Genomic DNA, 23527 nt, shown 5'->3' with positions numbered 1-23527 from the left:
GATCGAAAGTGAGACTATTGCAGACAAGATCGGCCATCGGCAGGCGGTGTTCTTTGGATTAAACACGTTTGGCCCCCTTGATATCCAGCGCTGCCGTCCGATTGTCGTGTCAACGCTCGTAGTCCTGTCGCAGTCAGTTTTCCACCTTGCGATAGCGCGGTCTACTATGTGGCGGTAGAGCGCCGTGGTTTCGCCGAAAAAACCAAATGAGCGGCGGTTCCAGGCTCAAGAGGCCGATACTCGAGTTTGGCGCCTAGACTAATGCACATGGCATTGATGATTCTACTACCAAGGCCCGTCCCTTTCGCGGGGACCCCGTCGGCCCTTCCAACACCGTCGTCTTCGACCACCAACTCCGCTTGCTCGCCTGGCAGCCTGCTGAGCCGGACGCGGATTTCCCCAACACCCGCCGGATAGGCGTACTTGAAGGCATTGGTGACCAGTTCAGTGACCACTACGCCGAGGTTGATGCTGGTGTCCGTTTCAAGTTCTATTGGCTCGATGTCGTAAGACAAGCTCACACCGTGAACTTGACTGCGCATCGACGTGCGCAGGTGATCGAGCAGCCCAGTCAGATACGCGTCCAAGTCAACCGAGCGAACGTCGGCCGAGCCATAGAGTCGCTTGTGCACGAGCGAGATCGCAAAGATGCGATCCTGCGTTTCTGCGAGTGCCCCTTTTGCAGCCTGATCGCCGACGGCCTTCGACTGCAGGTTCACGAGCGACGAGACAAGAGCCAGGCTGTTGGCGACCCTGTGGTTTACCTCGGACAAAAGCACTTCGGCCCGATCGCGCGCCTTCGCCAAGTCCTCCGTGCGGGTGGCGACACGTTGCTCCAGTTCGCTATTTAGCGCAGCGACCTCGTCGCGCGTATCGCGGAGTTCTCTGGTGTAACGAGCGGCACTATATGCTGCTCCGCCAACCACGGCGACGATAACAAATCCGCCGATCGCCGAAACGAGCCGCAGCCATCCGCTGTTGGCGCGCTGTTCGGCGACCCCCGACGTCAGTCGGTCATCCGCTCGTCCAATGATCCCGGAAAAGAACACGTTGGCTTCATCGGTTAGAGCCTTGCCTCTATTGGTGTGGAATATCGCCAGTATCTCGGCGTCGCGCCGATCTCGCTTGAGAGCTATCGTCTGATCAAGCTCATCAAACTTGGTGGTTATAATCGCGGACAGCCGTTGCAGCGTGGATGCGGAATTGGGATAGGATGTGAGCAAGGTTTGCAAAGTCTTGAGATGACGCTGCGCCTGAGCCTTGGCGGTCTGGTAAGGACCAAGATAGATCTCGTTGCCGGTGATGACGAAGCCGCGCTCACTCGCCTCGGCCGTCTGCATCGCATTTCTCAACTCAACAGCGGCGATGCGCGTGTCTCGCGCTTCAATCGCATTGTCGAAATAGGATTGAGCTCTCTGCCCCAGCCAAAAGTTGGTGGCCACGATAGCCATAAGCGCCGCAAATCCTATGAACAGGGACGTGGACGTGAGTCGGACAACGTTGCGGCTGGAAACTGGCATCCCGGCATTCCTGCCCGATTTTGACTGAGCGCGCCATCATGTAATGAGAGCTGATGACTCGCACGCGGTCGCCAGAGCATTGCAGCCAGCGCCAGAGATAGCGATTTCATTGAAGCGTCCTTCGTCTCTCAGCCCCACGACGGATCGAGAATAGACGACGGCACATGACAGGTTCACAAAAAAGTCGTTGGCAAAGATTTCCCGGCGCCTCAGGCGCGAGCTGTGTTGTGAGGATGCGACCGATTTCGGGTCGATACCGTTGAAAAAGTCCGGCGCACCGCAAAGTGATCATCGATAATACCGATAATAGAATCCTGTTCCACGCCTGCGCATTGCATGGAACTTGAATTCAATCCGGCGTTTTCAGTCCTCCTCCCGAGGCGCTCTCAATTCCATGGACCTACCTGGCGATCGTGCTGAGTCTTGTGATCGCATCGGTAGCCATCGCAGCCTTGTTCGCGAGGCCCTCGCCTGGGCACGACGCCGAGCACCTGCGGGTCTGAGAGCCTATGCTTACCCAATGGTAATGCACGGCCATCCCCCCTGAAAACTCTCAAGCCTAGGCTCACGCCATATCCGGCATCGTCGATAGTAGTGGGGTTGTTTATTGCCTGTCGGCATGAATGCAGGTTCGTCAGACCTAACAAATGGGGGCTTTTGGGTCGCCGCAGGGCTTTGTCGAAGGGGCTGTCGTATCCTGTCACTTATTGCCTGGCCGGCACGCATCGTTAGTTGCCATTGTGGGTGCCGACTATGCCTGACTCGCCGAGCTTGGTCAGTGGCACGAAGGACAAGGTGCCTCCCTGATAGATGTCCGAACGTGCGACAGTGAAGCTGCCGTCTGCGGCCTGCTTGGTGACCTTCAGCACATGCTGGGCGCCGGGCGGTCCGACTGGGATGACCATTATGCCGTTGGGCTGCAGCTGCTGCAGCAGCGGTGGCGGGATGTGGTCGATGCCGCAGGTGACAATGATCCTGTCGAAAGGCGCCTCTTCCTTCAGGCCGTAATAGCCATCGCCCGTATGGGTCGAGATATGCTTGTATTCGGTGTAGCCGTCGGCGATGAGCCCGTCATAGATGCCACGTGTGCGCACGGCCAGTGGTTTGATGATCTCGATCGAATACACCTGGTCGGTGAGATAGGCGAGATAGGCGGACTGGTATCCAGAGCCGGTGCCGATTTCCAGCACCTTGTCGCCTTGGCGCACGTCTATGGAATTGGTCATGCGGGCTACGGTGTGCGGGCCGGTGATGGTTACGCCATAACCGATGTCGAGATAGTGCCATTCATAGGCGCGGTTGATGTTTGCCTTGGTGACGAAGCGCTCGCGCGGGGTGAGAAGATAGGCGCGCTTGTTGCGATCGTCCCAGACGTCCTTGTGGGCGATCAGTTGTTCCAAACGGTCCCAGCGCTGCCCCAGGAAATTGGCCGTCTCACCACGGCTCTTCTGCATCCACTCGATATAGTCGGCCTTGCTTGTTAGCGGAGGGCCGCCGGCTGTGGACAAGGGCGCAGGGACCTTGGCGACGACGCCGGTCGAGAAGCCGGCGCAGACCAGCCCTCCGGCACCGCAAAGCATCAATTCGCGCCGGCTGAGCGCCATGGCGTTTGACCTTCCTGGCGCGGCGGACCACCGAACAAAATGCCGCAGCCCTATCCCCCACTTCCAGCATTGGATGTCCTGACACGGGATTTCGCGTCGCCTACCCTTAGACGAGCATGGACATCGTCGCGACAGTTCCAAGGTATATGACATAGGATGGTTTGAGGCGATATTGCCGGCACCATACAAAATCGTAAGGTTGGCGCCATTCCTGCCGTGAGCTTTGAGCGTTGGGACGGCTCATCTCCACTCGACGCGCGCCGCCAGGTTCAAGAGGGGCCATGCCGCGATACCCCCTTCAATGACCTGCTGTTCCAGGTTCAAACCGTTGATCCCCAGAATTTCGATCCCAACAGGATCCAGCTCAGCCGTCTTCTCTGCATAAAGACCGCCACGGTCCCCAAGGCGCCGGGCCACGGGGCCGGCCTCGGTGAGCGGGTTGCTCAGGCAAAGGGCATGATGCTTCCACGGCAAAAAGAAGCCGCTTGGAGGCGTTGACGTGTCTAATGTCGCTAGGAGGCCAGAGCCAGCAGATACGTTGGCCTGGGGGATGGCGCCCCCCCTCTATCGGATTACGCCTATCGGGCGAATTGAATGCAAGGCGAGACGCGCTCACTATCCAATCTTCCGAGGCCCAGCACATTCAACGCACGCTGATCTTGCTATCGGATTGTTTGCCGAAAACCCGTCTTCCCCCCGAAGCAGCTCGGCAAGCAAAGGCGGACCCGTGTCCCCCGGGTCCGCCTTTACGCCGGATGCGGGCCGCGTCGGGGTGCCAACATGTTTTCATAGCTCGCCACGCATAAGCCGAGGGGCGCGATGCCTAGGCCCGATCAGGCCTCAGTGATCTTCAGCGCGATGGATGCATTGTTCTTGACCCTTGATGCGGCGCGGTCCCAGTTCGTCGCCTTGCCCGTCACTGGTGCCGACGACCTCGCCTGTGGGTCAGGAGCGGAATCCGCACCCCGGCCTGATCACCCCGCCTTACGGGCGAATGCCCAGACCATCAGGGGATACTCCTCGTCGTTGCTCAAGTCGCGCCACAGGCCGTAGGCGCGCACCGGGCCGCCAATGTGGGCCCTGGCGCAAGCCTTGTTGCCCCAGCCGTGGACCTTGACGTTGGCTTCGGTAAAGCCGCCCTCGACCATCAGCTGCTTCAGGCCGGCGGGCGTCCATCTGTAGTAATCGTGCGGCCTGGCATGCACGCGAAACAGGAAGGGTGTCGCCACCATCGCCCAGCCACCGGTTCTGGTCATGGCGTGGATGTTTTGCACTGCGGCCAGTGGCCGCTGGACATGTTCCAGGACCTGGTCAGCGATGACGATCGAATATTGTTCCTCGGTGCGGTCCTTGCAGATGTCGAAGGCGGGGAACTCGACGCAGCGGTAGTTCGGGCACATCGCCCGCCAGGTGCGGTTCCAGCCGGGCGAGATCTCGATGACGTCGGAGGCCTTGCGGTTGGCCGCTTCGAGAAAGACGGTGAACGCCTCGATCTGGCGGATGCGCAGCCAGTTGCGGGAATCATAGCCAAGCAGGCGTTTGGCCACCTGTTTGCCGCGGCTTTTCAGGGTGCCGGCAAGGCTTGTCGTCGTCACATCGACCTCCTGCAAGGCCCACCAGTGTCATCCTTATAGCATCGTGAAATGCGCAAAGAGATGACATCGTTGCGAGGCTTTGCGTCGGCGCCTGCTGCCTTGCAACGGAGCCGTGACTGGTGCCGCCATCCTGCTACGTCCCCTTCTCCCGCGATGGGAGAAAGGGACGATGTGTCGCTTCTGCCTAGTAATTGCCGTTGTAATAGCGGTCGTCGCAAGGCGCGGTATAGATGCGGCCATAGCGGTCCTGGTAGCGGCAGAGCTGTTGGCCACGGCGTTGCGGGGTGGTGGCCGAGCCGACGACGGCGCCGAGTAGCGCTCCGCTGGCCGCGCCGACAACCGTGCTCTTGGTGTTGCCGCCGATGGCCTGGCCAACAAGCGCGCCGCCGGCGCCGCCGATCAGCGCGCCGGTGGTGGCACGCTGCTGGCCTTCGGTCTGGGTCTCGCAGCCTGCAAGGGCCGCGGTCATGAGGACGGCCAAAATCTTGATGATCATCTGGAAGAACCTCCCTTTGGGGCCGCGCGGGGCCGATGCCCAGCCAAGTGCGATTGCATTGCGGCGGAACAGCGGCGCTCTTCCTCACGAAGTGAGTCATGGTTTATCGGGCGTTGATGGTGATACATCCTCCAGGCAGAGTTTCGGGTCTCGATCGCCTCGGTGCACATGTCGCTGTCCGGTCCTGGCGGGCCCGCAGTAACGCCCGCCGAGCCTCTTGTGCCTGCAGTCGACCTGAAGAGTCGGTATTCCCCGGCTACATCGTCAGCCTGGAGGACGGCTATCGTGTGCTTGGCGCATTTGACCGAGATCGAAAACTTGCTGCGTCGGACTTAGCGTTCGAGGTCACGCGCGAGCGATCGGCCGCAAACCGTTCGGCTGATCGCGTTCCTGACGAAGGTTGGGGCCGGCTGCTTCGCCAAGCCGCAAATTCGTTTGATATTGTTCGTATCGATCGTCCAAGAATCAACGTGGAATGTCGAGCCTGGCACCTTTCGCCGCCAAGGTTCGAAACCTCGGCCAGGTATTCCTTTCCGCACGGCCCGGATGGACGGGCGACCGACTGAACTTTGATCGGCGGATCTCAATTTTGGATTAGAGACCGAGCCGCCTTCGGCGTTGTATGTCGGCGCCTTGGGCATTGTTGATTCAGCAGCGTCGACAAAGCCAAGAGAATCCGAGGCAGATCGACCCGGCTGGCGTCTTCCCAAAGCCCACCCGCTCCAAACCGGCGTCGGCCATCTTTGCTGGCAACCTACCGCGAACGCTTCATCGGGAATAAATCGGGCGTCTCTCATACGCACTTTTAGATTGCGCTTGGGAGATGCGGTTCACGGCGCTCCCAACTTGATGGGGAGACGCTCTGGTCGCCTTCTGCCCCGGGCCGGCTTGGCGCAGCGAATATTCAATGAGACGTGGGGGGCTGCTGCCTCGAGAGCGCGCGGCGAGAAGCCAACCATAGCAATTCAAACAAAAGTGAGTAACGGCTTTGCGCCCGGAATTGCGTAAAACAATGAGTTAGAGCGGATCAGCCATTCAATCAAATGTTGAACCGCTCGAGTCGGCTATGATGGCTCAATTTCCCTCTCGCAATGCCGTTCCTCAAAAACATGAGTCACCGGCTCGCGCGGCGGGACTGGGCGGCTGTATAGCCTTATCCCCTTGAGCCAGAGGAGCAGGGCCTCCCAATGGATGCCGGCGATGACCTTCAACGTCAGCAAGGGATAGCCCAGAAATGCGCGCGCCAGCGTGGCGTCAGAAAGCGGTCGCCGCTTGCCCGCGAAGCTGGCGACTATAAGCGGTCCCTCGTCGTCGCGCGCGGTGATTTGAATCGACACTTTATCGCCCGGCTGACGGACCCGGAAGCCATAGCGCATGCCCATGGCGATGAACGGCGACACATAGAAGTGTTTGTCGCAGTGCTGCTCGATCAGACCCTCCCGTCCGCTGTCATCGACGGGGATCAGGTAGCTGTGACGCTGGCCAAAAGTGTTGCTGACTTCGTAAAGGATAGCGCAGAGATCGCCCTGCCGACGGTGGCAGAAATAGACGCTCAGCGGATTGAAGGCATATCCGAGCATCCTCGGCATCGACAAGAGCCGGATCGGCCCACCATCCGCCTCGATCCCGGAAACCTTTAACTGCCGTTCGACATAGGCACGAAGCGATCCATCTGAATGGTCACCGTAGTCACGGTCAACGAAGCCAAAAAAATTGAACCGGTTGCGCGAGAAGAACCGCAGCGTCGCGGCAAGAGCGTCGATCTCGTCGAGGTCGAGCAGCAAGAGGAACATGCGATAGGACAGCCTGTGCCGACGCGGCTTCAGCCGCTGGTGCATGACCTTGCCTGCGTAGAGAGCTGATTCCGGCATCAGGCAGCCACGAGGTGGGGCCGCTTGACTGCGGTCGAAATGTGGATCCGGCCCGATTCATCCGGCACGTCCCAAGGGCGGCGCACCCCCCCCAGCGCCTCGGCTACGGCAAGGCCGGACTGCAGCCCGTCCTCGTGGAAGCCGGCGCCAAAATAGGCACCGCAGAACCAAGTGTTGCGGACCCCTTGCAGTGACCAAAGCGCCCGCTGCGCGCGCATTGCGGCTGCGTCGAATGCCGGATGCTCGTAGATTTCGCGATGTCTCACAGTCCGGGCCTCAGGCTCCACGGCAGGGTTGAGCGTCACAAACAACGGCTGTCGGTCCGGCAGCGACTGTAGCCTGTTCATCCAGTACGTCACGGACAACTTGCGGGTTTCACCTTGCGTCTCGGCCAGGTAGTTCCAGCTCGACCAGGCGCGTTTTCTGCGCGGCATGAGACGCGGATCAGAATGCAGCACGGCCTCATTGCGGCTGTAGCCGAAACTGCCCAGCAGTTGTTCTTCCTCGTGGCTCGCGTCGGCCAGCAAGCGCAGTGCCTGGTTGGCGTGGGTTGCGACAACGACTTGGTCGAAGCGTTGCTCGACGCCCTCGGCATCAGTGAGCCATGCCGCTCCCGAGCGCCGTGTGATGGACCGGACGCCACGTCCAAGGAATATCCGCCCGCTGAAGAGCTCGGCCAGGCGCTCCACATAGTTGCGACTTCCGCCATCGACGGTCCGCCACATCGGCCGGCCCGCCAGCTTGAGCAAGCCGTGATTTTTGCAGAACCGGATGAAGGCTGCGGCCGGGTAGTTGCCAACCTCCGCCGCCGGGGTCGACCAAATCGCCGCCGCCATAGGATAGAGATGGTCCTCACGGAATGCGGCGCCATAGCCCTTGGCATCGAGATATTCGGCGAGGCTGCACTCGCCGATACGGGAGATATCGTAAGGTGCCTCGCGGTAGAACCGGAGCAGTTCCCGAAGCATCCGCCAGAACCGAGGGCGTCCGACATTGCCTGGCTGGGCCAGCAGCCCGCCCAACCCGGTCCCGGAATACTCCAGGCGTCCACCGTCCAGCGAAACCGCGAACGACATCTCGGAAGGCTTGCTGCGCACGCCAATATGGGCAAACAGGGCCGTCAGATTAGGGTAGGTAACTTCATTGTAGACAATGAACCCGGTGTCGACTTGGATGCCGCTGGCCTCGACTGTGTTGCTGTGGCCACCGAGGCGGGAACCTGCCTCGAACAGGGATACGTTGTGGCGTTCCGACAGCAGCCATGCGGCTGACAGTCCGGAGATGCCGCTGCCGACGACCGCTATGTCCTTGCGCTGATCCGTGACCAAGTGCGTGCCGCCTGCCATGATGCGCGCCATCCAGTTTCGAGTGGAAGGGGCGGCGCTCCTCCCCTAACTTCAACTTGTACGCGGCTACGCGCGGTGTGGATCACAGTCCTGGCGGATTACCGCACGGTTGGTGATCCGAACGTCGTGGCCGCGCGTAACAGGGTCCATGAATGCATCGGGAAATTGGTTCATTGCTGATACGGTTTCGCTGGCCTTCGATTCCACGAAGATCGGATTGGTGATGACCATGCGCGCGGATGCAGGGACCCTGTCTCCGGAGGAGGCGATACGCCTGATTTCTGCGGTCGCCAAAGGGCGGGATCGCGCGGCTTTCGCCGCGCTCTTCGGTTTCTACGCGCCGCGATTGAAGGCCTTTATGATGCGATCCGGGATGACGGCTTCGGCGGCCGAGGACGTTGCCCAGGAAACCATGCTGCTTGTCTGGAAGAAGGCCTCCTACTTTGATCCGCGGCGAGCGGGGGTCTCGACCTGGATATTCACGATCGCGCGCAACGTGCGGATCGACCGGCTGCGCCGGGAAAGCCGCCCCGCGACTGTAGCCAGGGCCTTCGATCCTTCAGATGAGGTGGATGGTCCGGTTTCGGGGGAAGCGGCGGTCATGACCGCAGAGCGCGAAGAGCGCGTGCGTTCGGCGATCGCGATGTTATCCAGCGAACAAGCCCAGATCCTGCGGCTATCCTTCTTCGGCGACAAACCCCAATCGGAGATAGCGGGCGAGCTCGGTATCCCGCTCGGCACTGTAAAATCGCGCGTTCGGCTGGCCCTCGGCCGTCTGCGCCTCATCCTGGACGACCTCAAATGAAGCATCATCCGAGCGACGAGACGTTGTTCCGCTTCGCAAGCGGCTCGCTGGAGAGCGGACCGCGCATCGTCGTGGGCGTGCATGTCGGCGGCTGCACGGCTTGCGCCGCGCGGATTTCCGAGTTCGAAGCAGTGGGCGGCGCCCTGCTGAGTGGAATCGAGCCGGAAGAGATGGGCGAGGACGCCCTGGACCGCCTGGTGGCGAGGATCGAGGCGGATAGCGATAGCAGCGGTGAGGCAGCGTTGCGCTCAAGGCCGACGCGTGCCGATGTCGGCATCCGTCTGCCCGAGGCGTTGGACGGGTGCGGTATCGGCCCGTGGCGCTGGATCGGACCCGGGGTGCGCTGGAGCCGCGTGACCATCCCCGAAGATGCCAGTGCAAATGTCATGCTGTTGAAGGTAGCCGCGGGTCGCAGGCTGCCGGAGCATACGCATTCCGGCTGCGAATACACCCAGGTCTTGAAAGGCTCGTTTTACGATGCGCGTGGCCGTTACGGGCCCGGAGACCTGGATGAAGCCGACGACGAGATCCAGCACCAGCCGGTCGTTGACGAGACGGGGGAATGCATATGCCTTGCCGCGCTCGAAGGCCGTATGAGGCTTCGAGGCTTCTTCGGACGGCTGGTCCAGCCTTTCATCGGCGGCTGAGCGCCTTTGATGAGCATCGTTTTCGCCCTGTTGATCATTGCCGTCGGCCTGTCGGTGGCGATGGCGGTGGCGTGGCTGGTGGCGGTCCGTAGCGGCAGGTCAGGATGGATCGATGTGATCTGGTCTTTTTCCGTCGGCCTCTTCGGCGCCATTGCGGCGTTGCTCTCTTATGCCGATAACGAAATGCTGCCACGACAGTGGCTGGTGGCGGGTCTTGCGCTTGCCTGGTCGCTCAGGCTCGGCTTCCACATCGCCATGAGGACCGCCAGCGGCGGCCAGGACGATCCGCGCTACAGCCAGCTCAAACGTGAGTGGGGCGCCGACTTCCGCGCCAGGCTGTTCTGGTTCCTGCAGATCCAAGCCGCAGCCGCCTTCCTGCTCGTGCTGTCGATCTTGGCGGCTGCCCACAATCCCGGCCCGGCGCTACGCTCCAATGACTGGGCTGGTATCGTGCTTATGCTGATAGCGGTGGGTGGAGAGGCGATAGCCGACTGGCAACTGACGGCCTTCCGGGCTGATCCTGCCAACAGGGACAAGGTCTGCGATGCGGGCCTTTGGGGACTGTCACGACATCCCAACTACTTCTTTGAGTGGCTGGGATGGCTCGCCTACGTGGTCATCGCGATCGATACCTCGGGCGTCTATCCGTGGGGATGGGCGGCGTTAGGGGGGCCTGTCCTGATGTATTGGCTGCTCGTCCATGTATCGGGCATTCCGCCGCTGGAGGCCCATATGCTTCGCTCGCGGGGCGAGCAATTTCTTCGCTACCAGACGCGCGTCAACGCGTTCTGGCCAGGATTGCCAAGGGCCGCCGCCTTCAACCAGGGGAGATGAACGTGAGCCTGATCGGGTCCGCAATTCGCGCCGTAGAGCGCGCGCCGCTGCCGGATTCCGCCACTCGTTATGCCATCGACGCTCTCGTTGGCAGGACGCGACGGCGTCTGGCAACAGCGCCATCGGTGGATGAAATGCGCTTTGCGCAGAACATGGCAAGCCACGCCATCGCGGAGCACACCTCTGCAGCCAACGAGCAGCATTACGAGTTGCCGCCCGATTTCTTCGCTCTGACGCTCGGACCTCGTCGAAAATATTCCTGCTGCCTTTACGACACCGGCGGTGAAACGCTGGCCGAAGCGGAAGCGGCTGCCCTTGCGCAAACCGTCGAGCATGCCGCACTTCAAGACGGGCAATCCATTCTTGAACTGGGTTGCGGCTGGGGCTCGCTGACGCTGTTCATGGCGGAGCGCTTTCCCTCCGCACGCATCGTGGCGGTATCGAATTCGTCGCCGCAGCGCCTGCATATCCAGTCCGAGGCGGCATCGCGCGGCCTGCGAAACATCGAAGTGATCACCGCCGACATCAATGAGTTCGTACCGGATGCAGGTTTCGACCGCGTGGTGTCGGTCGAGATGTTCGAGCATATGTCCAACTGGCGTGAGCTGCTTGCCCGCGTCAGGACCTGGCTCGAACCCGAAGGCAGGCTGTTCGTCCATGTCTTCAGCCATCGACATAGCCCCTATCGCTTTGACCATCGCAGCGACGCCGACTGGATTGCGCAACATTTCTTCACCGGTGGGATCATGCCGAGCCATGGCCTGATGGCCCACTTCACTGATTGTTTCTCGATCGAGCGTGAATGGCGCTGGTGCGGCAGACACTACGCGCGGACCGCGCGTCACTGGCTTGAGCGGTTCGATGCCAACCGCGAGAAGATCGACCACATCCTGGGCAAGGTTTACGGCGGTGATGCGGGGCTGTGGCGGCGGCGCTGGCGGTTGTTCTATCTTGCGACCGAGGGCCTGTTCGGTCATGCGGGCGGTGAGGAATGGGGCGTCAGCCATTATCTGCTGCGGCCAGCTCGCTAAATCGATGAAAAGCCTCGCGCGCCTGTGGCGCTGCTTGAACGCCTATGCCGCGCACAACGATCCGATGAATGTTGCCGCCAACTGGATTGCAATCGTCGTTGCGTGGAACCAGCCTTTCTATCCGCTCTATCTCTGGGCTGTCGTTGGCGCGGACAAGATCGCGCCGTCCTTTCTCACCTTCCTGTCGACCCCTTTCTTCCTGGCGGTCCCGGCTGTCGCAAGGCGTCATCCGATGATTGGGCGCCTCATGCTGCCGATGACGGGTATCGCCAACGGAATCGTCAGCACCAAAGCCTTCGGGACAGGCTCGGGCGTGGAAATATTTCTCCTTCCTTGCGCACTGATAGGCGCGGCTTTGTTCAGGCCGTCCGAGCGTGCGGCTGGCCTCGCGGTCATAGCGTTTGGCGCCGGCGTATACTTCATTCCCGACCGTTTCTACGGTCTGCCGCTGGCTGCCTATAGTGCCGCTGACAATGCCGCGATGGTCGGGCTCAATGCGTTGAGTGCCACGACGCTGATCGTGTTCATCGGCCTTCTGCTCTCCGGCGTTGTCGCTGCGTCGGAAAAGCGCGACGTCAGGCACCGCGCAGGAAATAGCGGGTGACAAGAAATCCCAGCACCGCCGTCGTGGCACTGAGCAGCGAACCCCAGAACATGTCAGCGATCGTAATTGCAAAGGGCCAGCCGCGTATGGTTGCCTGGTTGGTCAGGTCGTAGGTGGCGTAGGCGAAAAACCCGTAGAGCGCGCCATAGATGGCAGCCGTGGTCCACCTGCCGGTCGAAAAGGCGGGTGCCGTTGCGAAGATGATGATGCCGGCGACGTAGATCAGGTAGAAAAGAGCGGCCGGAACAGGGCTGAATGTTTCCACCAAAATGTCGCCGAGATATCGGCGGTAGAGGCGCTGCGACATCGTCGTCAACCAGATCGCATCGATAGCCAGGAATATGAGGAGGCTGGAAACATAAGCGACGAGATAGCGGGTCATGAAGGCTCCCTGTTTTCGTTGGTGTCGGCCTTGCCCCTGACGGAATGGTAGGCGGCGAGCGCCCGGTCCCGGGCAGCGCCGTGATCGACGATTGGTTTCGGATAGCCCCTGCCCAGCTCGATTTGGTTTTCTTCCAGCAAGGACTTGGGGGCATCCCATGGCCGATGGAGGTAGCGGTCTGGCAGCGCGGCAATTTCGGGCACGTAGCGGCGTACATAGTCGCCATGCGGGTCGAATTTCTCGCCCTGAAGGACCGGATTGAAAATACGGAAGTAGGGCGCGGCGTCGGCTCCCGAGCCGGCTACCCACTGCCAGCTTGCGGGATTGTTCGCCGGGTCCGCGTCTACCAGGGTGTCCCAGAACCACGTCTCGCCGTCGCGCCAGTCAAGCATGAGATCCTTGATGAGGAAGGAGGCGGCGATCATGCGCACGCGGTTGTGCATCCATCCGGTCTGCCAAAGTTCGCGCATGCCGGCATCGACGATCGGGTAACCGGTCCTCCCGTCTTGCCAGGCGTCGAGGGCCCGTGCGTCGTGCCGCCACAAGAAGCCCTCGAATTCAGGACGGAAGCTGCGCTCGCGCAGGTCGCGATTGTGGAACAGGAGATGGTAGGAGAATTCCCGCCAGGCGATCTCCTTTCGGAACTTCGCTGCTCCTGCTTGGTCCGACTGGTGCAGCGCGGCGAATATCTGAAAGGGCGTGACCTCGCCGAACGCCAGATGTGGCGAAAGGCGCGAGGTACCCTGAAGGGCGGGAATATCGCGCTGGCGTTCGTAGTCGGGCAGATCGTCCTTCTCGAACGCCTGCAGTCTCTGCCGAGCGCCGTCTTCGCCAGGGGTCCATCGACAGGCAAGTCCGCCCGCCCAGTCAGGCTTTTTAGGGAGCAGGTCGAGATCGTCCAGTGACAGGCCGTCAAACTTGCCGTTCCAACCCTTGATTGACCTCGGGGCATCGATCGGATCGCGTCGATCGACCCCGCCGTTCAGCGCCCTCCAAAACGGCGTGTAGACCTTGTAGTAGCCGCCCGAGCCTGTCTTGAGCAGGGACGGTTCATGGAGCAGCGCGCCATCGAAGCTTTGCGCAATCAGGCCGGCTTCGCGAAGGTCGGTTTTCAGGGCCGCGTCCACTGCCGCCTCGGCCGGCTCGTAGCGGCGGTTCCAGTGCACACGCTTGGCCCCGCTGGCCGCGATGGCCCTGGCGACCACATCGCGTGTTCGGCCCCGTGTGAAAATAAGTCTCGCGCCGGAAGCTTGCAGCTTCTGGCCAAGCGCATCGAGTGAATGGTGCAGCCACCAGCGGCTTGCCGCGCCCATCGGCCTGATATTCTCGTTCTCCTCATCGTGAATGTAGAGCGCCAAGACCGACCCGAGGTCGACCGCTGCCGCGAGCGCCGCGTTATCGCCCACGCGCAGGTCGCGCCTGAAGAGCACGATCGTCGGCGCCGAACCTGATCTGCCGTTCATCATGCCGCCCGGATCACTTTGCCGGCGTCCAGCTGGTATTCTTGCAGACCAAGCCGCCGGCCACACAGCCGCGCGTCGTCAGCCCCTTGCTGGCGACCCGCAGCGTCATCGAAAAGGTCAGCTTTCGCTTGGGGTCATATGCGGTCCCCTTCAACGTGCTGTCGGAATTCGGCTTCAGCGTCATGATCAGTTTGTCGCCAACGTCTTCGCCTTTGCTGGTGTCACCGATCCACAAATTGGTTGCGCACAGCTTCTGCCCGCATGGGGCGATTCTGACGCGGGCATTGCCGTCGTCCCTCAACCAAACGCCACGGGCATCGGACAGGGCGTCGGCATGCGCGTGCGAGCAAACGAGCATGGACGCCACGAATACGGTCTTTCTTTTCATGGGCCGGTTCTCCGCATGAATTATCCGCGTTCTACGTCGTGACGTCCTGTACGGATCACTCTTGCGCTTCGCAAAGCGGCCAGACATGCGCAATGGCGTATAAGCCCGCGCACCCGGGATTCGCGTTCCTGCCTAGAGTTGGGACTCGATCGGAAGGTGACGGACCAAGGCCGCCAGGATGCGGCGGAGAACCCCTGCTTCTGGTTCGTGCGTATAGTTTTGCAGCCTGCCTTCATCGCACCCATGCCAGTGCAGGACGTTGTTCTTAAGTTCGAGCCGATAGCTCGCTTCAGGCGATATCTCCGATTTGAATTGCTGGCGGAGTTCAGCGACCAATGTCTCATCCTCAAAAAGCACGCCCATTTCCGCATTCAACGACACAGACCGCGGATCAAAATTGAAGGAGCCGACGAAACCCGTCCTGCCATCGACACTGAAAGCTTTGGTGTGCAGGCTGGCGCCCTTTGACCCAAACACCGATATTGGCGGCTGCCGGCTGAAGGGCTGAAGTTCGAAAAGTTTGACGCCCTTTCTGAGCAACCGCTTGCGATAATTCGCATAGGCGCCATGGACCGCAGCAACATCCGTTGCGGCCAAGGAGTTGGTCAAAACCGCGACTTCTACCCCGTCGCCAACGAGGTCGGACAAAATCGCGCAGCCCCTCTTTCCAGGGATGAAATAGGGAGACATAATTTCCAGACTATTGCGCGCCGACTGAATGATGGGAAGCAACTCCTTCATGAGCCAACTGCGACGTTTCCAACCGCGCGCTTTCTCTGGAGGGTCGGAAATCACCCGAACGCGTTCCATCCAGTGCACGTCGTTGCTCGCCGCGATAAACTCTGCGATGGACCCTCGATCACCGATCCCGTTCAAAAGCTTTGACTCGGTTTCCGCATCGCATCCTTCGGAGGAATGGGCATGCGTGGTTTCCGCGATCGCACCGAGCTCATCAATTGGCTTGGCTTCCTGGCACGCCCAAAAAATCTCGAATATTTTGACCGTTTGCTGCACGGCGGGACCGAGGAGAAGCAAGTCGAGGTCGCGGAAATTGGTCTCCGCGGCATCAAAATAGGCATCACCAACGTTACGCCCGCCGACGATGGCGATGTTGTCGTCGGCAATCCACGCCTTGTTGTGCATCCTTCGCGTCAATGCAAAAAGGCGCAAGAGAACTTCCACGCCGCGCATGATGCCGCGTGCTCTGATGCCGCTCGGGTTGAAAAGCTTGAGCTCAATGTTTGGATGATTGCTCAAAGCCAGATACGCGGAATCGCTTTTGCGCGGATTGACGTCATCGAGGAGCATCCGTACGTGCACCCCGCGCTGGGCGGCCCGGAGAACTTCCTGAAGGAGCAAGCGCCCGGTATGGTCGTCGTGCCAAAGGTAATACATGAGGTCAAGAGAGCGGATTGCGCTTCTTGCCGCCAAAACGCGCGCCGCGAAGGCATCATAATTGTCCGAGATGAGCAGCAGGCCACTCTTGCCCGTTTTGATTTTCTCGGCCGTCGTTTGCGCGATGGATATATCCATGAAGTTGCCACTTTCGGAGGGCGACCGAGGCGCCGCTTGCTTAAAATCATATCAAGAACCAACCAGCGCTAATCTGGTTGCATCGGGAGCTGTTCGGCTCTTGTCCGCGATCACATCATCGGCGTCGGCAGGCCGCTGTTAGGTTGCGGTCGCCGTGCTTCCGAACGGACTGGCGCCAGCCTTCCTCGGCGCCGGAGCGCGTTAGGTGAACAGAAAACCCTCCCTGGAACCTCCATCGCCGGACGACGTTTCGCCTTGTGTAAAACCAAGGAGGCGATACGCCATGGACTGGAACCGCGTCGAAGGAAACTGGAAGCAGGTCAAGGGCAAGGTCAAGGAACAGTGGGGCAAACTCACTGACGATGACCTTGACCGGATCGCCGGCAAACGCGAACAGCTCGAAGGCAAGATCCAGGAACGCTACGGCATCGAAAAGGATCGAGCGCGTCGGGATATCGATGACTGGTATGGCCGGCAGGGGTGGTAAGGCCCACCCGGAACTCGGCAATGTGACAGCGCCATTCTGAGCCAAACGTCAGACGAAACTCGTGGCAGATCGCGTTTTGTCTGACGTCCTTCCGGCCAAGACCGCTGCAAATGTCCAAGTGAGAAATTCGAAATGGCGTTGGTTGTCGGGCTCGTATTCGCATTAGTCATTTTGGTTTTGGCGCTTCTCCTCATCCGGGGCGCGCGCGACCTTCAAAGCTCGCCCTTGTTTCATCGATTATGTCGCCGGCTGAGTGGAGAATATTGACGGAATTTCGGCGTAGTCGACCACGGTATGCAGCGAGTGAAGAGACCGCTGTTCCAACAACGGAATCCTTGGCTATGCGAATGTGGGGCTGGGCTTAGCCAGCTATGCCGGCACGAAATTTGCGGTGTGCCAACCTTTTGAACCCTTGCGAGACGCAACGCCCTTCGCAAGCCTCATGGCTGGCTCGTCGACTCACCAGCAGCAGTAGCTGCAACCAACCGCAGTGCATGCTCCGTCTCGATCTTCAGAGTTGCGGCAGCCAGAAGACCTCATGAAGTCCGAACGGGCATACATCCACGCGTAGACGACGCGCTCTGGACCTTGTTCGTCATCCTACCCATGGGAACGTCAATAATCTTTTATCCGCATTTTAACTAATGTAGGCAACCATACTGCTGACGTTCTGTCGACGCGGGGGCGAAGTGGAATGACGGACCTTGTTGATGTGGATGAACTTCCAAAAACCGGTTCATCCGAGCGCTGGCGCACAATAGCGCTGACGACAATACGGTTTGGCCCACCGATAATTTCGATAGTTTGCGCCATCATGGCCGGTTATTTCACGTCAATGACTGCCAAGCCAAGACTGCCCGCTGATATAGCTGCGCTGGCGGTGTCAATATTGAAATCCGGTGATGCTCCCGTTGAGATGCGGGACTGGGCAGCGGACGCCCTAGGGATACAGACTGACATTGCAATGCCGGCAAAATCAATCCGGCAGTAATGAAAAACATGCAAAACAACGCCGCCGAATTGCTGGCCGAGCTGGGCAACTGCATCAAATCCATTCAAGCACATCTCGCAACGATGGACGACGCTCAACTCGAGGATCTCTTGGCCTCCCTGCCATCAAAATCGACAGCCGGCAGTGCCGAGATGGTGATGCTAATTCATCTCTATCGGGACATCGAGAACCGCAAGCGCGGCAGTAACGTGCTCGCCTTTCCGGCACGCAAGGCAAGGCCAACACCCGCCACATGACGTAAGACTCAGCTATGTCTGAAGACGCGGCCGGCCTTTTCCGTCTGGCCGGCGAAGAGCTGGTGTTGGACGCTGTCAACTCCTCCTTGGGCAGTTTGAAAGCCCGCGCTCTGGCAGAAAGCGCGGGCCGATCGGAACCCCGATCTTCAGCAGGCAATAGAGGGCATCGCCCGCTGCCTGGCACAAACTTTCAGAGACGGCTAATGTTCCGCCAAGCCCGTTCTGTTGGACAGAGGTCGGCTTCCAGTCGCGGTTTCACTGCCCCTGCGGGCCTTCGTGGTCTGCGCCTGGTTGCTCCGCCCGGCCACGAGGACAGGCTTGTCGACCGGTCGCTTCAGGGCGGCAGAAAAGGCGCCCCATAGGCGTCGGCGAAGAACATCGAGGGCACGATGTGGATAACCCCTTTCAGCGAAGCGGACGTTCCCGCCACAACATGAGGTAGTCGATCACGGCACCTAGGGGGAAGTGACACCATCCCGTCGTCAGTTGGACTGTCGGCCGGCCAGGGCGGTGTGCTGCCATAAACCGTCACACATGCCCGCAGGCCGGAGCCGCCACATTCGGATCACTTCCGGCACGCGCCACGGTGGCGCATGGGCCCGAGCGTTAGTCAGGATCGCGATGTTCAACCCTGTGCCCTGGCGAACCAGCAGCCCTCAAATGGCATCCCTCGCCGGCGGCGGTAGCCCCGCGTCCCGCCTGCGGCTTCGCCATGCTGACGCACCTTCGGCGCCGGTTAAACGGTCTCGAGGTCACGAACTTGCTCCGGCGATGAAATGGATTCGTCCGTCTCAAGAACATTTCATCGCCTCCGCTTTGTGCGCCCTTTTTCCTACGGCTGCCAAGGCGGCGCCGGGTGTGCCGGCAAAAGACCCGCCGGTGGGATGCTTTGTCTCTTGAGAGGGGAAGAACTCAGCTCTCATTGCCGCGGACCACCGCATTTTACTCGTGAGGCAAAGTCCTAAGCGACCATCGCTGCGCGGGGGATATCGACCCAGTTCACTCTTTCTTTTCCCAAAGCGCGATCCAGCATATAAATCTTCGGCATCTGTTCCGATCACTTCCGCAGCGGGGCGGCGTGCAAATGACGGTCCAGCCGGGATTCTCAGTCAGCCCACGGTCAGCTGCCCGGGCTGCTCTCCGGACTGGCCGCTTTTGGCTGCCCTTGGGCCAACATGCCGTTCTGCAGCCGACCCGTTGCCGGACGTTCTGCACGCTGCGGTCAGCACCCGAAACTCGCTATTTGTCCTGTCAGGCCAATCGGCAGAGCCGGGGCCGAAGTCGAACCGAGCGTTCTCGTATGGTACCGGGATGACTGCGGGAATATCTTGTGGCCTGCTCAATAGAGTAAAGAAAGTTTACAAACATGCCGTAACGTTAAATGGCGACGAGGGTTGAGAGGCGTGAGAGAGTAATTTCCGGGTAGGTATGCGCTATGCCTTGAAGTAGGCGCCCCAGTGATGCCCGCAAATTAGGCGTTTGTATCGGCCAAGCATTTGGTCGCTCCGACGATTTCGAGTGAAGGGCAAACCAAGCGAGCACTGCATGACGAATTCCACGCTTCTTCAGATCGACAAGAATGATGCCCGTCTCGGCATGTTTATTCATGGGTTCGGCAAGCAATGGCTACGCAGCCCATTTGCAGACAGCCAGTTCAAACTATCCAGCCCGGCCGAGCTGCAGGCGCTTCGCCAAAGTTCGGTAACGACGCTTGTCATCGATCTTTCGAAGGGGATCGGGCCGACCAGTTCGAAGGCCGAGCCACCAAAACCCAATGAGAGCTCAACGCCCGCCAACACTGGGGCGGCGTTGACGAAGGCGACCGGGATGGTCCGCTCGATCTTCAGCAACGCGGCCTCATCAATATGCATTGACCGGCAGCAAGTGGAGGCGGTTGTCGATGTCGTCGACCAGCTCCTGTACACTCGCCCGGCAAGCGTCTTGAACCTGACCAAGCTCAAGACAAAGGACGAGATCAGCTTTCAACATTCAGTAGCAGTCTGTGCCCTTGTCGGCTTATTCGCGCGACATCTCAAGCTTGACAGTAATGTGGTGCGGATACTGTCCGTTGGCAGTCTTCTGCACGACATCGGAAAGATTCGCATCCCGACTGCCATTCTGACCAAGACCGACAGGCTCACGGCTGATGAGATGGCAGTCATGCAGACCCATCCGCGTGAGGGATATGCCATGCTGGCGAGGACGGAGGGTCTACCGGAAATCGTGGGAAAAATCTGCCTTCATCATCACGAAAAGCTGGACGGGTCCGGCTACCCGGATGGCCTAAAAGACGGCCAGGTCGGTGCCGCGGCACGGATTGTCGCGATTTGCGATGTTTTCGATGCCTTGACGTCTATTCGGCCATACAAGAAGGGCTTCACTCCGGAGGCTGCCGCGGAGATGATGGGGACGTGGAGCGGTCATTTCGATCGAGCGCTCTTAAAACAGTTCTTTGATTGCATGGGTCTAAGGTGGCCGAGCGGACCAGCTCAAACCCTGCAAATCACCGATGAGATGGGGGGCATTGCTCAGGCGGACTTAAACAACTTCTAATTCAGTTTTCGCGCGTGGTTTGAGCCCCCCGCCAAATTGTCACACCTCGATACTGAACGCTTCACGTTCAGATCGCGTAGCTTGTCGCGGCATCACATGCCTGCATGCAGGCCTTGAGATCGTCGAAATCGCGCTCAGAGGCCTCGACGATCTACAGGGCGACAGGAAATCTCCGCACCATTCAGATCCTGCTCGGTCACTCCAAGATCGATATCTCGGCGTCGACGTAAGGACGCGCTGCTCCTGGCCGAGCGAACCGAAATCTGACATTGAGGCGGTCACCCAATCCATCGCGCCGTCACCCATTCGTCGACCAGGCGGGCATACCGCCTCGTGCTCATGTGATGCGCGTGATCGATCCGGCTCGGGAAGGCATAGTCCTCGATCGTGCCTCATACGCCTCTCAAGCCAAACCACAAGACTGGCCCTGACGTCGCTGGTGATCTCGAACTGGACCGGGCGCCCGTCTTCTGCTGAACGACGAGCGCACGAGTCCTGATCTCTAGTCCGGCAACAAGGTCGCGAATTCTGATCTTTACCAGGCCGCAGCCGCGAAGCTTGCTGTCGATTGCAAGATCGGACAATGCACGGTCTCGAACGCGTCTCTCGAGGTCGAGAAAAAGCGAACGGCCCAGATCTGCTTCTGCGTGAGTGGCCGCTTCGTTCCAGCCTCCTTGCCGGCGTTCCAAGCTGCGGGCTCGCGACTGGCATCATCGTATTGAGAGTGACCCATGTAAGTTCTCCTCGGCCTTGATTAGCCAGACGAGAAACGCGGTGGCAGGCAGTAAGCTGCCGCTCGCGGCGAACTCAAGCGTGGCTATTGCGCCCAGTCGGCGCTCGGCTGGACAAACGGCGAGGACGGAGGTGAAGTCCAGAGTTCATGCTGAAGTCTTCAAGGAACAGGTCTGGACTTCACCAGATTACCGACCGGTCGATCTCGCCGATGCGCGCCCGGCCTGTCAACGCCATTGCCGCCTCTAAGTCTCGGCGAAGCAGGTTGACACAATGGGCTACGCCCTCGGCACCGTCCGTTGCCAGGGCGTAGACATAGGGGCGGCCAATCATGACTGCGCTTGCCCCCAGCGCAATCGCCTTCAAAACGTCTGTGCCACGCCTCACGCCGCCGTCAAGGAGGATGGGAATCCGCCCGGCTACCCGCTCGGCGATGGCGGGCAGGGCGTCGATGGTCGCCGGCAGCGTGTCGAGGTTACGCGAACCGTGGTTTGAAACGATGATAGCATCAGCACCGGTCCCAATCGCCTGTTCGGCATCGTCAGGATCAAGGATGCCTTTCAGGATGAGCGGCAGCGTTGTCAGGGAACGCAGCCAGACAATATCAGCCCAGGTCGGCATGGCCCGCTGCTGCGCACTGCCAACTTTGAGCACGCCGGTGTTCCGGTCCTTGAAGTATGGCGTTGCGAGGCTGTCGGGAACTTTGAATCCTGCGCGGAACTGCCTGTGGCGATCACCTGGCGTTGGCATGTCGACCGTCACGCTGATCGCCTTTGCGCCCAGTGCCGCCATGCGCGATACCAGTTCACCATTGAAACTGCGATCGCTTTGCCAATAGAGCAGGAACCATACTGGAGACTGGCTCACCGCCACGCAATCTTCGATAGCCGCCGTCGCCGTGGTACCCAGAGTGAACACCGCTTCCGCCGCTCCGGCGCCGCGGGCCGCGGCCACCTCGCCATCCGGATGCGCCAGCCGCTGATAAGCTATTGGGGCCAGGATGATCGGATGCGGCAGACTTCGCCCGAAGAGCGTGATCCCGGTATCAAGTCTTGTCACATCGCGCAGCACGCGCGGCCTTAACCTGATGCGATCGAATGCGGCTTCATTATCGCGCTTGGTGATTTCTTCGCCAGCACCGGCGGCAATGAACTCGTAAACAGCGTGCGGCAATAGCTCTCGCGCCGCAGGTTCAAGATCCGCCAGGCAGAGAAACCGGGTTTCGATGTCAAGCGGCATGGACCATTCCGGTTAACGTCTCAAAGAAATCGGCCAATCCAGAGAAAACATTCGCGCATATCGTCGATGGCCGCAAGGCGGCTGTCCGGCACGCCGAGCAACGATCGCCGATGACTCGGCGGCGACTTTGAGCCGCGAACGGACCGTCGGCTTCCCGTTTTTTCGCGACAAGCCGACGTTCCGCAGCCGTGGCGTCGCCTCATCCGTATGAGGGAAATAGTCAGCAAAGATCGACCGCCATTCGTTGATCGCCAGCTTTGCATATCCTTGGTTCGAGTCGTTTTCAGCACTAAGGGCCAGCCTATATGCCTGGTCGAGCGGCGATCATCCTGTCGGCTTCGGACTTAGCGAGATAGGAAGCGACGTCGTCGCTGTAGCCTGCGGGATCGGCAATCTTCGTCCAGACCTTGTCCCTCATCTTGTCGAATACCCATCGAGCGCCGCTCGGATCGTCGGTGATGGTTACGTCCTTCAGAACATGGCGCACTAGAACCCAGAGATGAAAGGAGCGGAAGAGATCTCCCTTCGCGCGCTTCAAGCACTTCAGCATCTTGATCAGTGGCACCAGAGAGCCATGGTGAGCCCTGTCGGACGCAGACCACAACTCGACGTGCCTCTTCGGATCCGTGGGAATCCATCTCTTCAGGTTGGGGTCGGGAATGAGAAGTCCACCGCCAATTCGCTAAAAGCCCGGAACGACATCGACCTTGAACTGCGCTGCATGTTGTTGCCGGCTTCCGACGGAGTGTGCGGAAATGCAATTCTGATCGAGTGAAAATATGCAGGCCGCAAATTGGCCAGTCCCAGGGAGGTGAGCGAACTGCCGAGCGAGATCGACCAGCAGCGGCGCGAACGGCTGACGGCGCCGTGAGCGTTATTTAGGGCGAAATCGAATCGAGACCTTGTGCGGAGAGGCTTCGCCCTGATCTTCAAGAAGACATCTTGAGCGCTCACCATTCCCGTCGCAACATTCGCGAAGAAGCCCGTCATCAAAATCATTCAGAACGCCAACGGCCAAGTCTGGTCCGTGAACGCCTAGCCCTTCGCCTCTTTCATCGCTTGCGCAATCGCGCTAACAGGCCGCGAAAACCGAACGGCAACCAAACCGTTTGAATGTCGATCTGGTCTGACGCAAATGCGCTCCTTCGC

General features: G+C 60.0%; 22 protein-coding genes and 1 pseudogene. 10 read left to right on the top strand and 13 right to left on the bottom strand.

The features are described from left to right. Positions 1-164: 164 nt before the first annotated feature. The 6 genes from OOJ09_RS31025 to OOJ09_RS30995 form a co-directional block, all read right to left on the bottom strand. Entirely contained in the window at positions 165-1451 is a 1287-nt protein-coding gene (locus OOJ09_RS31025; RefSeq protein WP_269908864.1) for a sensor histidine kinase, read from the bottom strand. 797 nt (positions 1452-2248) lie between these two features. Further along, positions 2249-3124, bottom strand: a complete 876-nt coding sequence (locus tag OOJ09_RS31020; RefSeq protein ID WP_269908863.1) for a protein-L-isoaspartate O-methyltransferase family protein — start codon at positions 3122-3124, stop codon at positions 2249-2251. A gap of 974 nt (positions 3125-4098) precedes the next feature. After that, positions 4099-4719 carry a methyltransferase domain-containing protein gene (locus OOJ09_RS31010; protein ID WP_269908862.1) on the bottom strand — a complete coding sequence of 207 codons (621 nt, stop codon included), beginning with the start codon at positions 4717-4719 and terminating at the stop codon, positions 4099-4101. A gap of 184 nt (positions 4720-4903) precedes the next feature. Then, positions 4904-5215, bottom strand: coding sequence for a YMGG-like glycine zipper-containing protein (locus tag OOJ09_RS31005; protein WP_269908861.1), 312 nt, complete (start codon positions 5213-5215; stop codon positions 4904-4906). A 1064-nt stretch (positions 5216-6279) separates the two neighbouring features. After that, positions 6280-7086, bottom strand: a complete 807-nt coding sequence (locus tag OOJ09_RS31000) for a DUF1365 domain-containing protein (protein ID WP_269908860.1) — start codon at positions 7084-7086, stop codon at positions 6280-6282. Next, entirely contained in the window at positions 7086-8444 is a 1359-nt protein-coding gene (locus tag OOJ09_RS30995) for an NAD(P)/FAD-dependent oxidoreductase (protein ID WP_269908859.1), read from the bottom strand. Before OOJ09_RS30995 ends, OOJ09_RS31000 begins: the two co-directional genes overlap by 1 nt. Positions 8445-8580: 136 nt before the next feature. Between OOJ09_RS30995 and OOJ09_RS30990 the strand changes: the two genes are divergently transcribed. From OOJ09_RS30990 to OOJ09_RS30970, 5 genes are read left to right on the top strand one after another with little or no spacing between them, the layout of a single operon-like run. Continuing rightward, entirely contained in the window at positions 8581-9237 is a 657-nt protein-coding gene (locus OOJ09_RS30990) for a sigma-70 family RNA polymerase sigma factor (protein ID WP_269908858.1), read from the top strand. Then, a complete protein-coding gene (locus tag OOJ09_RS30985; RefSeq protein ID WP_269908857.1) occupies positions 9234-9884 on the top strand; it encodes a ChrR family anti-sigma-E factor in 651 nt (216 codons plus the stop codon). Before OOJ09_RS30990 ends, OOJ09_RS30985 begins: the two co-directional genes overlap by 4 nt. Positions 9885-9893: 9 nt before the next feature. Continuing rightward, entirely contained in the window at positions 9894-10718 is an 825-nt protein-coding gene (locus OOJ09_RS30980; protein ID WP_269908856.1) for a DUF1295 domain-containing protein, read from the top strand. A gap of 2 nt (positions 10719-10720) precedes the next feature. Next, the gene (locus tag OOJ09_RS30975) at positions 10721-11749 is read left to right on the top strand and encodes an SAM-dependent methyltransferase (protein WP_269908865.1); all 1029 of its coding nucleotides are present in this window, start codon (positions 10721-10723) and stop codon (positions 11747-11749) included. Between the two features lie 4 nt (positions 11750-11753). Continuing rightward, entirely contained in the window at positions 11754-12353 is a 600-nt protein-coding gene (locus OOJ09_RS30970; protein ID WP_269908855.1) for a hypothetical protein, read from the top strand. On the opposite strand, the gene OOJ09_RS30965 is transcribed toward OOJ09_RS30970, so the two are convergent. The 4 genes from OOJ09_RS30965 to OOJ09_RS30950 form a co-directional block, all read right to left on the bottom strand. Beyond that, the gene (locus OOJ09_RS30965; RefSeq protein ID WP_269908854.1) at positions 12325-12735 is read right to left on the bottom strand and encodes a DUF2177 family protein; all 411 of its coding nucleotides are present in this window, start codon (positions 12733-12735) and stop codon (positions 12325-12327) included. The two genes, OOJ09_RS30970 and OOJ09_RS30965, sit on opposite strands and share 29 nt — an antisense overlap. Beyond that, positions 12732-14198, bottom strand: a complete 1467-nt coding sequence (locus OOJ09_RS30960) for a cryptochrome/photolyase family protein (protein WP_269908853.1) — start codon at positions 14196-14198, stop codon at positions 12732-12734. The genes OOJ09_RS30965 and OOJ09_RS30960 overlap by 4 nt, the downstream gene beginning before the upstream one ends. Positions 14199-14211: 13 nt before the next feature. Next, positions 14212-14586 (bottom strand): DUF2147 domain-containing protein, encoded by a 375-nt coding sequence (locus tag OOJ09_RS30955; protein WP_269908852.1) that lies wholly within the window; start codon positions 14584-14586, stop codon positions 14212-14214. Positions 14587-14718: 132 nt separating this feature from the next. After that, positions 14719-16119 (bottom strand): phospholipase D family protein, encoded by a 1401-nt coding sequence (locus OOJ09_RS30950; RefSeq protein ID WP_269908851.1) that lies wholly within the window; start codon positions 16117-16119, stop codon positions 14719-14721. A gap of 283 nt (positions 16120-16402) precedes the next feature. Between OOJ09_RS30950 and OOJ09_RS30945 the strand changes: the two genes are divergently transcribed. From OOJ09_RS30945 to OOJ09_RS30925, 5 genes and pseudogenes are all read left to right on the top strand, one after another. Continuing rightward, a complete protein-coding gene (locus OOJ09_RS30945; protein ID WP_269908850.1) occupies positions 16403-16606 on the top strand; it encodes a CsbD family protein in 204 nt (67 codons plus the stop codon). A 694-nt stretch (positions 16607-17300) separates the two neighbouring features. After that, positions 17301-17597, top strand: coding sequence for a hypothetical protein (locus tag OOJ09_RS30940; RefSeq protein WP_269908849.1), 297 nt, complete (start codon positions 17301-17303; stop codon positions 17595-17597). An 8-nt stretch (positions 17598-17605) separates the two neighbouring features. After that, positions 17606-17854, top strand: a complete 249-nt coding sequence (locus OOJ09_RS30935; protein ID WP_269908848.1) for a hypothetical protein — start codon at positions 17606-17608, stop codon at positions 17852-17854. 1545 nt (positions 17855-19399) lie between these two features. Continuing rightward, a complete protein-coding gene (locus OOJ09_RS30930) occupies positions 19400-20407 on the top strand; it encodes an HD-GYP domain-containing protein (RefSeq protein WP_269908847.1) in 1008 nt (335 codons plus the stop codon). A 122-nt stretch (positions 20408-20529) separates the two neighbouring features. Then, positions 20530-20674 (top strand): annotated as a pseudogene (locus tag OOJ09_RS30925) (integrase); the annotation flags it as partial. A gap of 645 nt (positions 20675-21319) precedes the next feature. Here the strand turns inward: OOJ09_RS30925 and OOJ09_RS30920 are convergent. The 3 genes from OOJ09_RS30920 to OOJ09_RS30910 form a co-directional block, all read right to left on the bottom strand. Next, positions 21320-22378: an alpha-hydroxy acid oxidase gene (locus OOJ09_RS30920; protein ID WP_269908846.1), complete on the bottom strand. Its 1059-nt coding sequence runs from the start codon at positions 22376-22378 to the stop codon at positions 21320-21322. Between the two features lie 301 nt (positions 22379-22679). Continuing rightward, entirely contained in the window at positions 22680-22943 is a 264-nt protein-coding gene (locus OOJ09_RS30915) for a hypothetical protein (RefSeq protein ID WP_269908845.1), read from the bottom strand. Between the two features lie 77 nt (positions 22944-23020). Then, on the bottom strand, positions 23021-23377 hold the full coding sequence (locus tag OOJ09_RS30910) for a hypothetical protein (protein WP_269908844.1): 357 nt from the start codon (positions 23375-23377) through the stop codon (positions 23021-23023). Positions 23378-23527: the final 150 nt, after the last annotated feature.

Source organism: Mesorhizobium qingshengii (genome assembly GCF_027563465.1).
Lineage (GTDB): Bacteria > Pseudomonadota > Alphaproteobacteria > Rhizobiales > Rhizobiaceae > Mesorhizobium > Mesorhizobium qingshengii_A.
This window is presented reverse-complemented; position numbering and strand designations above follow the sequence as displayed.

Bases quoted from the DNA above. Each gene is read 5' to 3' on its own strand.
- OOJ09_RS31025 (WP_269908864.1), bottom strand. From the start codon at position 1,451: ATGGCTATCGTGGCCACCAACTTTTGGCTGGGGCAGAGAGCTCAATCC.
- OOJ09_RS31020 (WP_269908863.1), bottom strand. From the start codon at position 3,124: ATGGCGCTCAGCCGGCGCGAATTGATGCTTTGCGGTGCCGGAGGGCTG.
- OOJ09_RS31005 (WP_269908861.1), bottom strand. From the start codon at position 5,215: ATGATCATCAAGATTTTGGCCGTCCTCATGACCGCGGCCCTTGCAGGC.
- OOJ09_RS31000 (WP_269908860.1), bottom strand. From the start codon at position 7,086: ATGCCGGAATCAGCTCTCTACGCAGGCAAGGTCATGCACCAGCGGCTG.
- OOJ09_RS30995 (WP_269908859.1), bottom strand. From the start codon at position 8,444: ATGGCGCGCATCATGGCAGGCGGCACGCACTTGGTCACGGATCAGCGC.
- OOJ09_RS30990 (WP_269908858.1), top strand. From the start codon at position 8,581: ATGAATGCATCGGGAAATTGGTTCATTGCTGATACGGTTTCGCTGGCC.
- OOJ09_RS30985 (WP_269908857.1), top strand. From the start codon at position 9,234: ATGAAGCATCATCCGAGCGACGAGACGTTGTTCCGCTTCGCAAGCGGC.
- OOJ09_RS30980 (WP_269908856.1), top strand. From the start codon at position 9,894: ATGAGCATCGTTTTCGCCCTGTTGATCATTGCCGTCGGCCTGTCGGTG.
- OOJ09_RS30970 (WP_269908855.1), top strand. From the start codon at position 11,754: ATGAAAAGCCTCGCGCGCCTGTGGCGCTGCTTGAACGCCTATGCCGCG.
- OOJ09_RS30965 (WP_269908854.1), bottom strand. From the start codon at position 12,735: ATGACCCGCTATCTCGTCGCTTATGTTTCCAGCCTCCTCATATTCCTG.
- OOJ09_RS30960 (WP_269908853.1), bottom strand. From the start codon at position 14,198: ATGAACGGCAGATCAGGTTCGGCGCCGACGATCGTGCTCTTCAGGCGC.
- OOJ09_RS30955 (WP_269908852.1), bottom strand. From the start codon at position 14,586: ATGAAAAGAAAGACCGTATTCGTGGCGTCCATGCTCGTTTGCTCGCAC.
- OOJ09_RS30950 (WP_269908851.1), bottom strand. From the start codon at position 16,119: ATGGATATATCCATCGCGCAAACGACGGCCGAGAAAATCAAAACGGGC.
- OOJ09_RS30945 (WP_269908850.1), top strand. From the start codon at position 16,403: ATGGACTGGAACCGCGTCGAAGGAAACTGGAAGCAGGTCAAGGGCAAG.
- OOJ09_RS30940 (WP_269908849.1), top strand. From the start codon at position 17,301: ATGACGGACCTTGTTGATGTGGATGAACTTCCAAAAACCGGTTCATCC.
- OOJ09_RS30935 (WP_269908848.1), top strand. From the start codon at position 17,606: ATGCAAAACAACGCCGCCGAATTGCTGGCCGAGCTGGGCAACTGCATC.
- OOJ09_RS30930 (WP_269908847.1), top strand. From the start codon at position 19,400: ATGACGAATTCCACGCTTCTTCAGATCGACAAGAATGATGCCCGTCTC.
- OOJ09_RS30920 (WP_269908846.1), bottom strand. From the start codon at position 22,378: ATGCCGCTTGACATCGAAACCCGGTTTCTCTGCCTGGCGGATCTTGAA.
- OOJ09_RS30910 (WP_269908844.1), bottom strand. From the start codon at position 23,377: ATGATTTTGATGACGGGCTTCTTCGCGAATGTTGCGACGGGAATGGTG.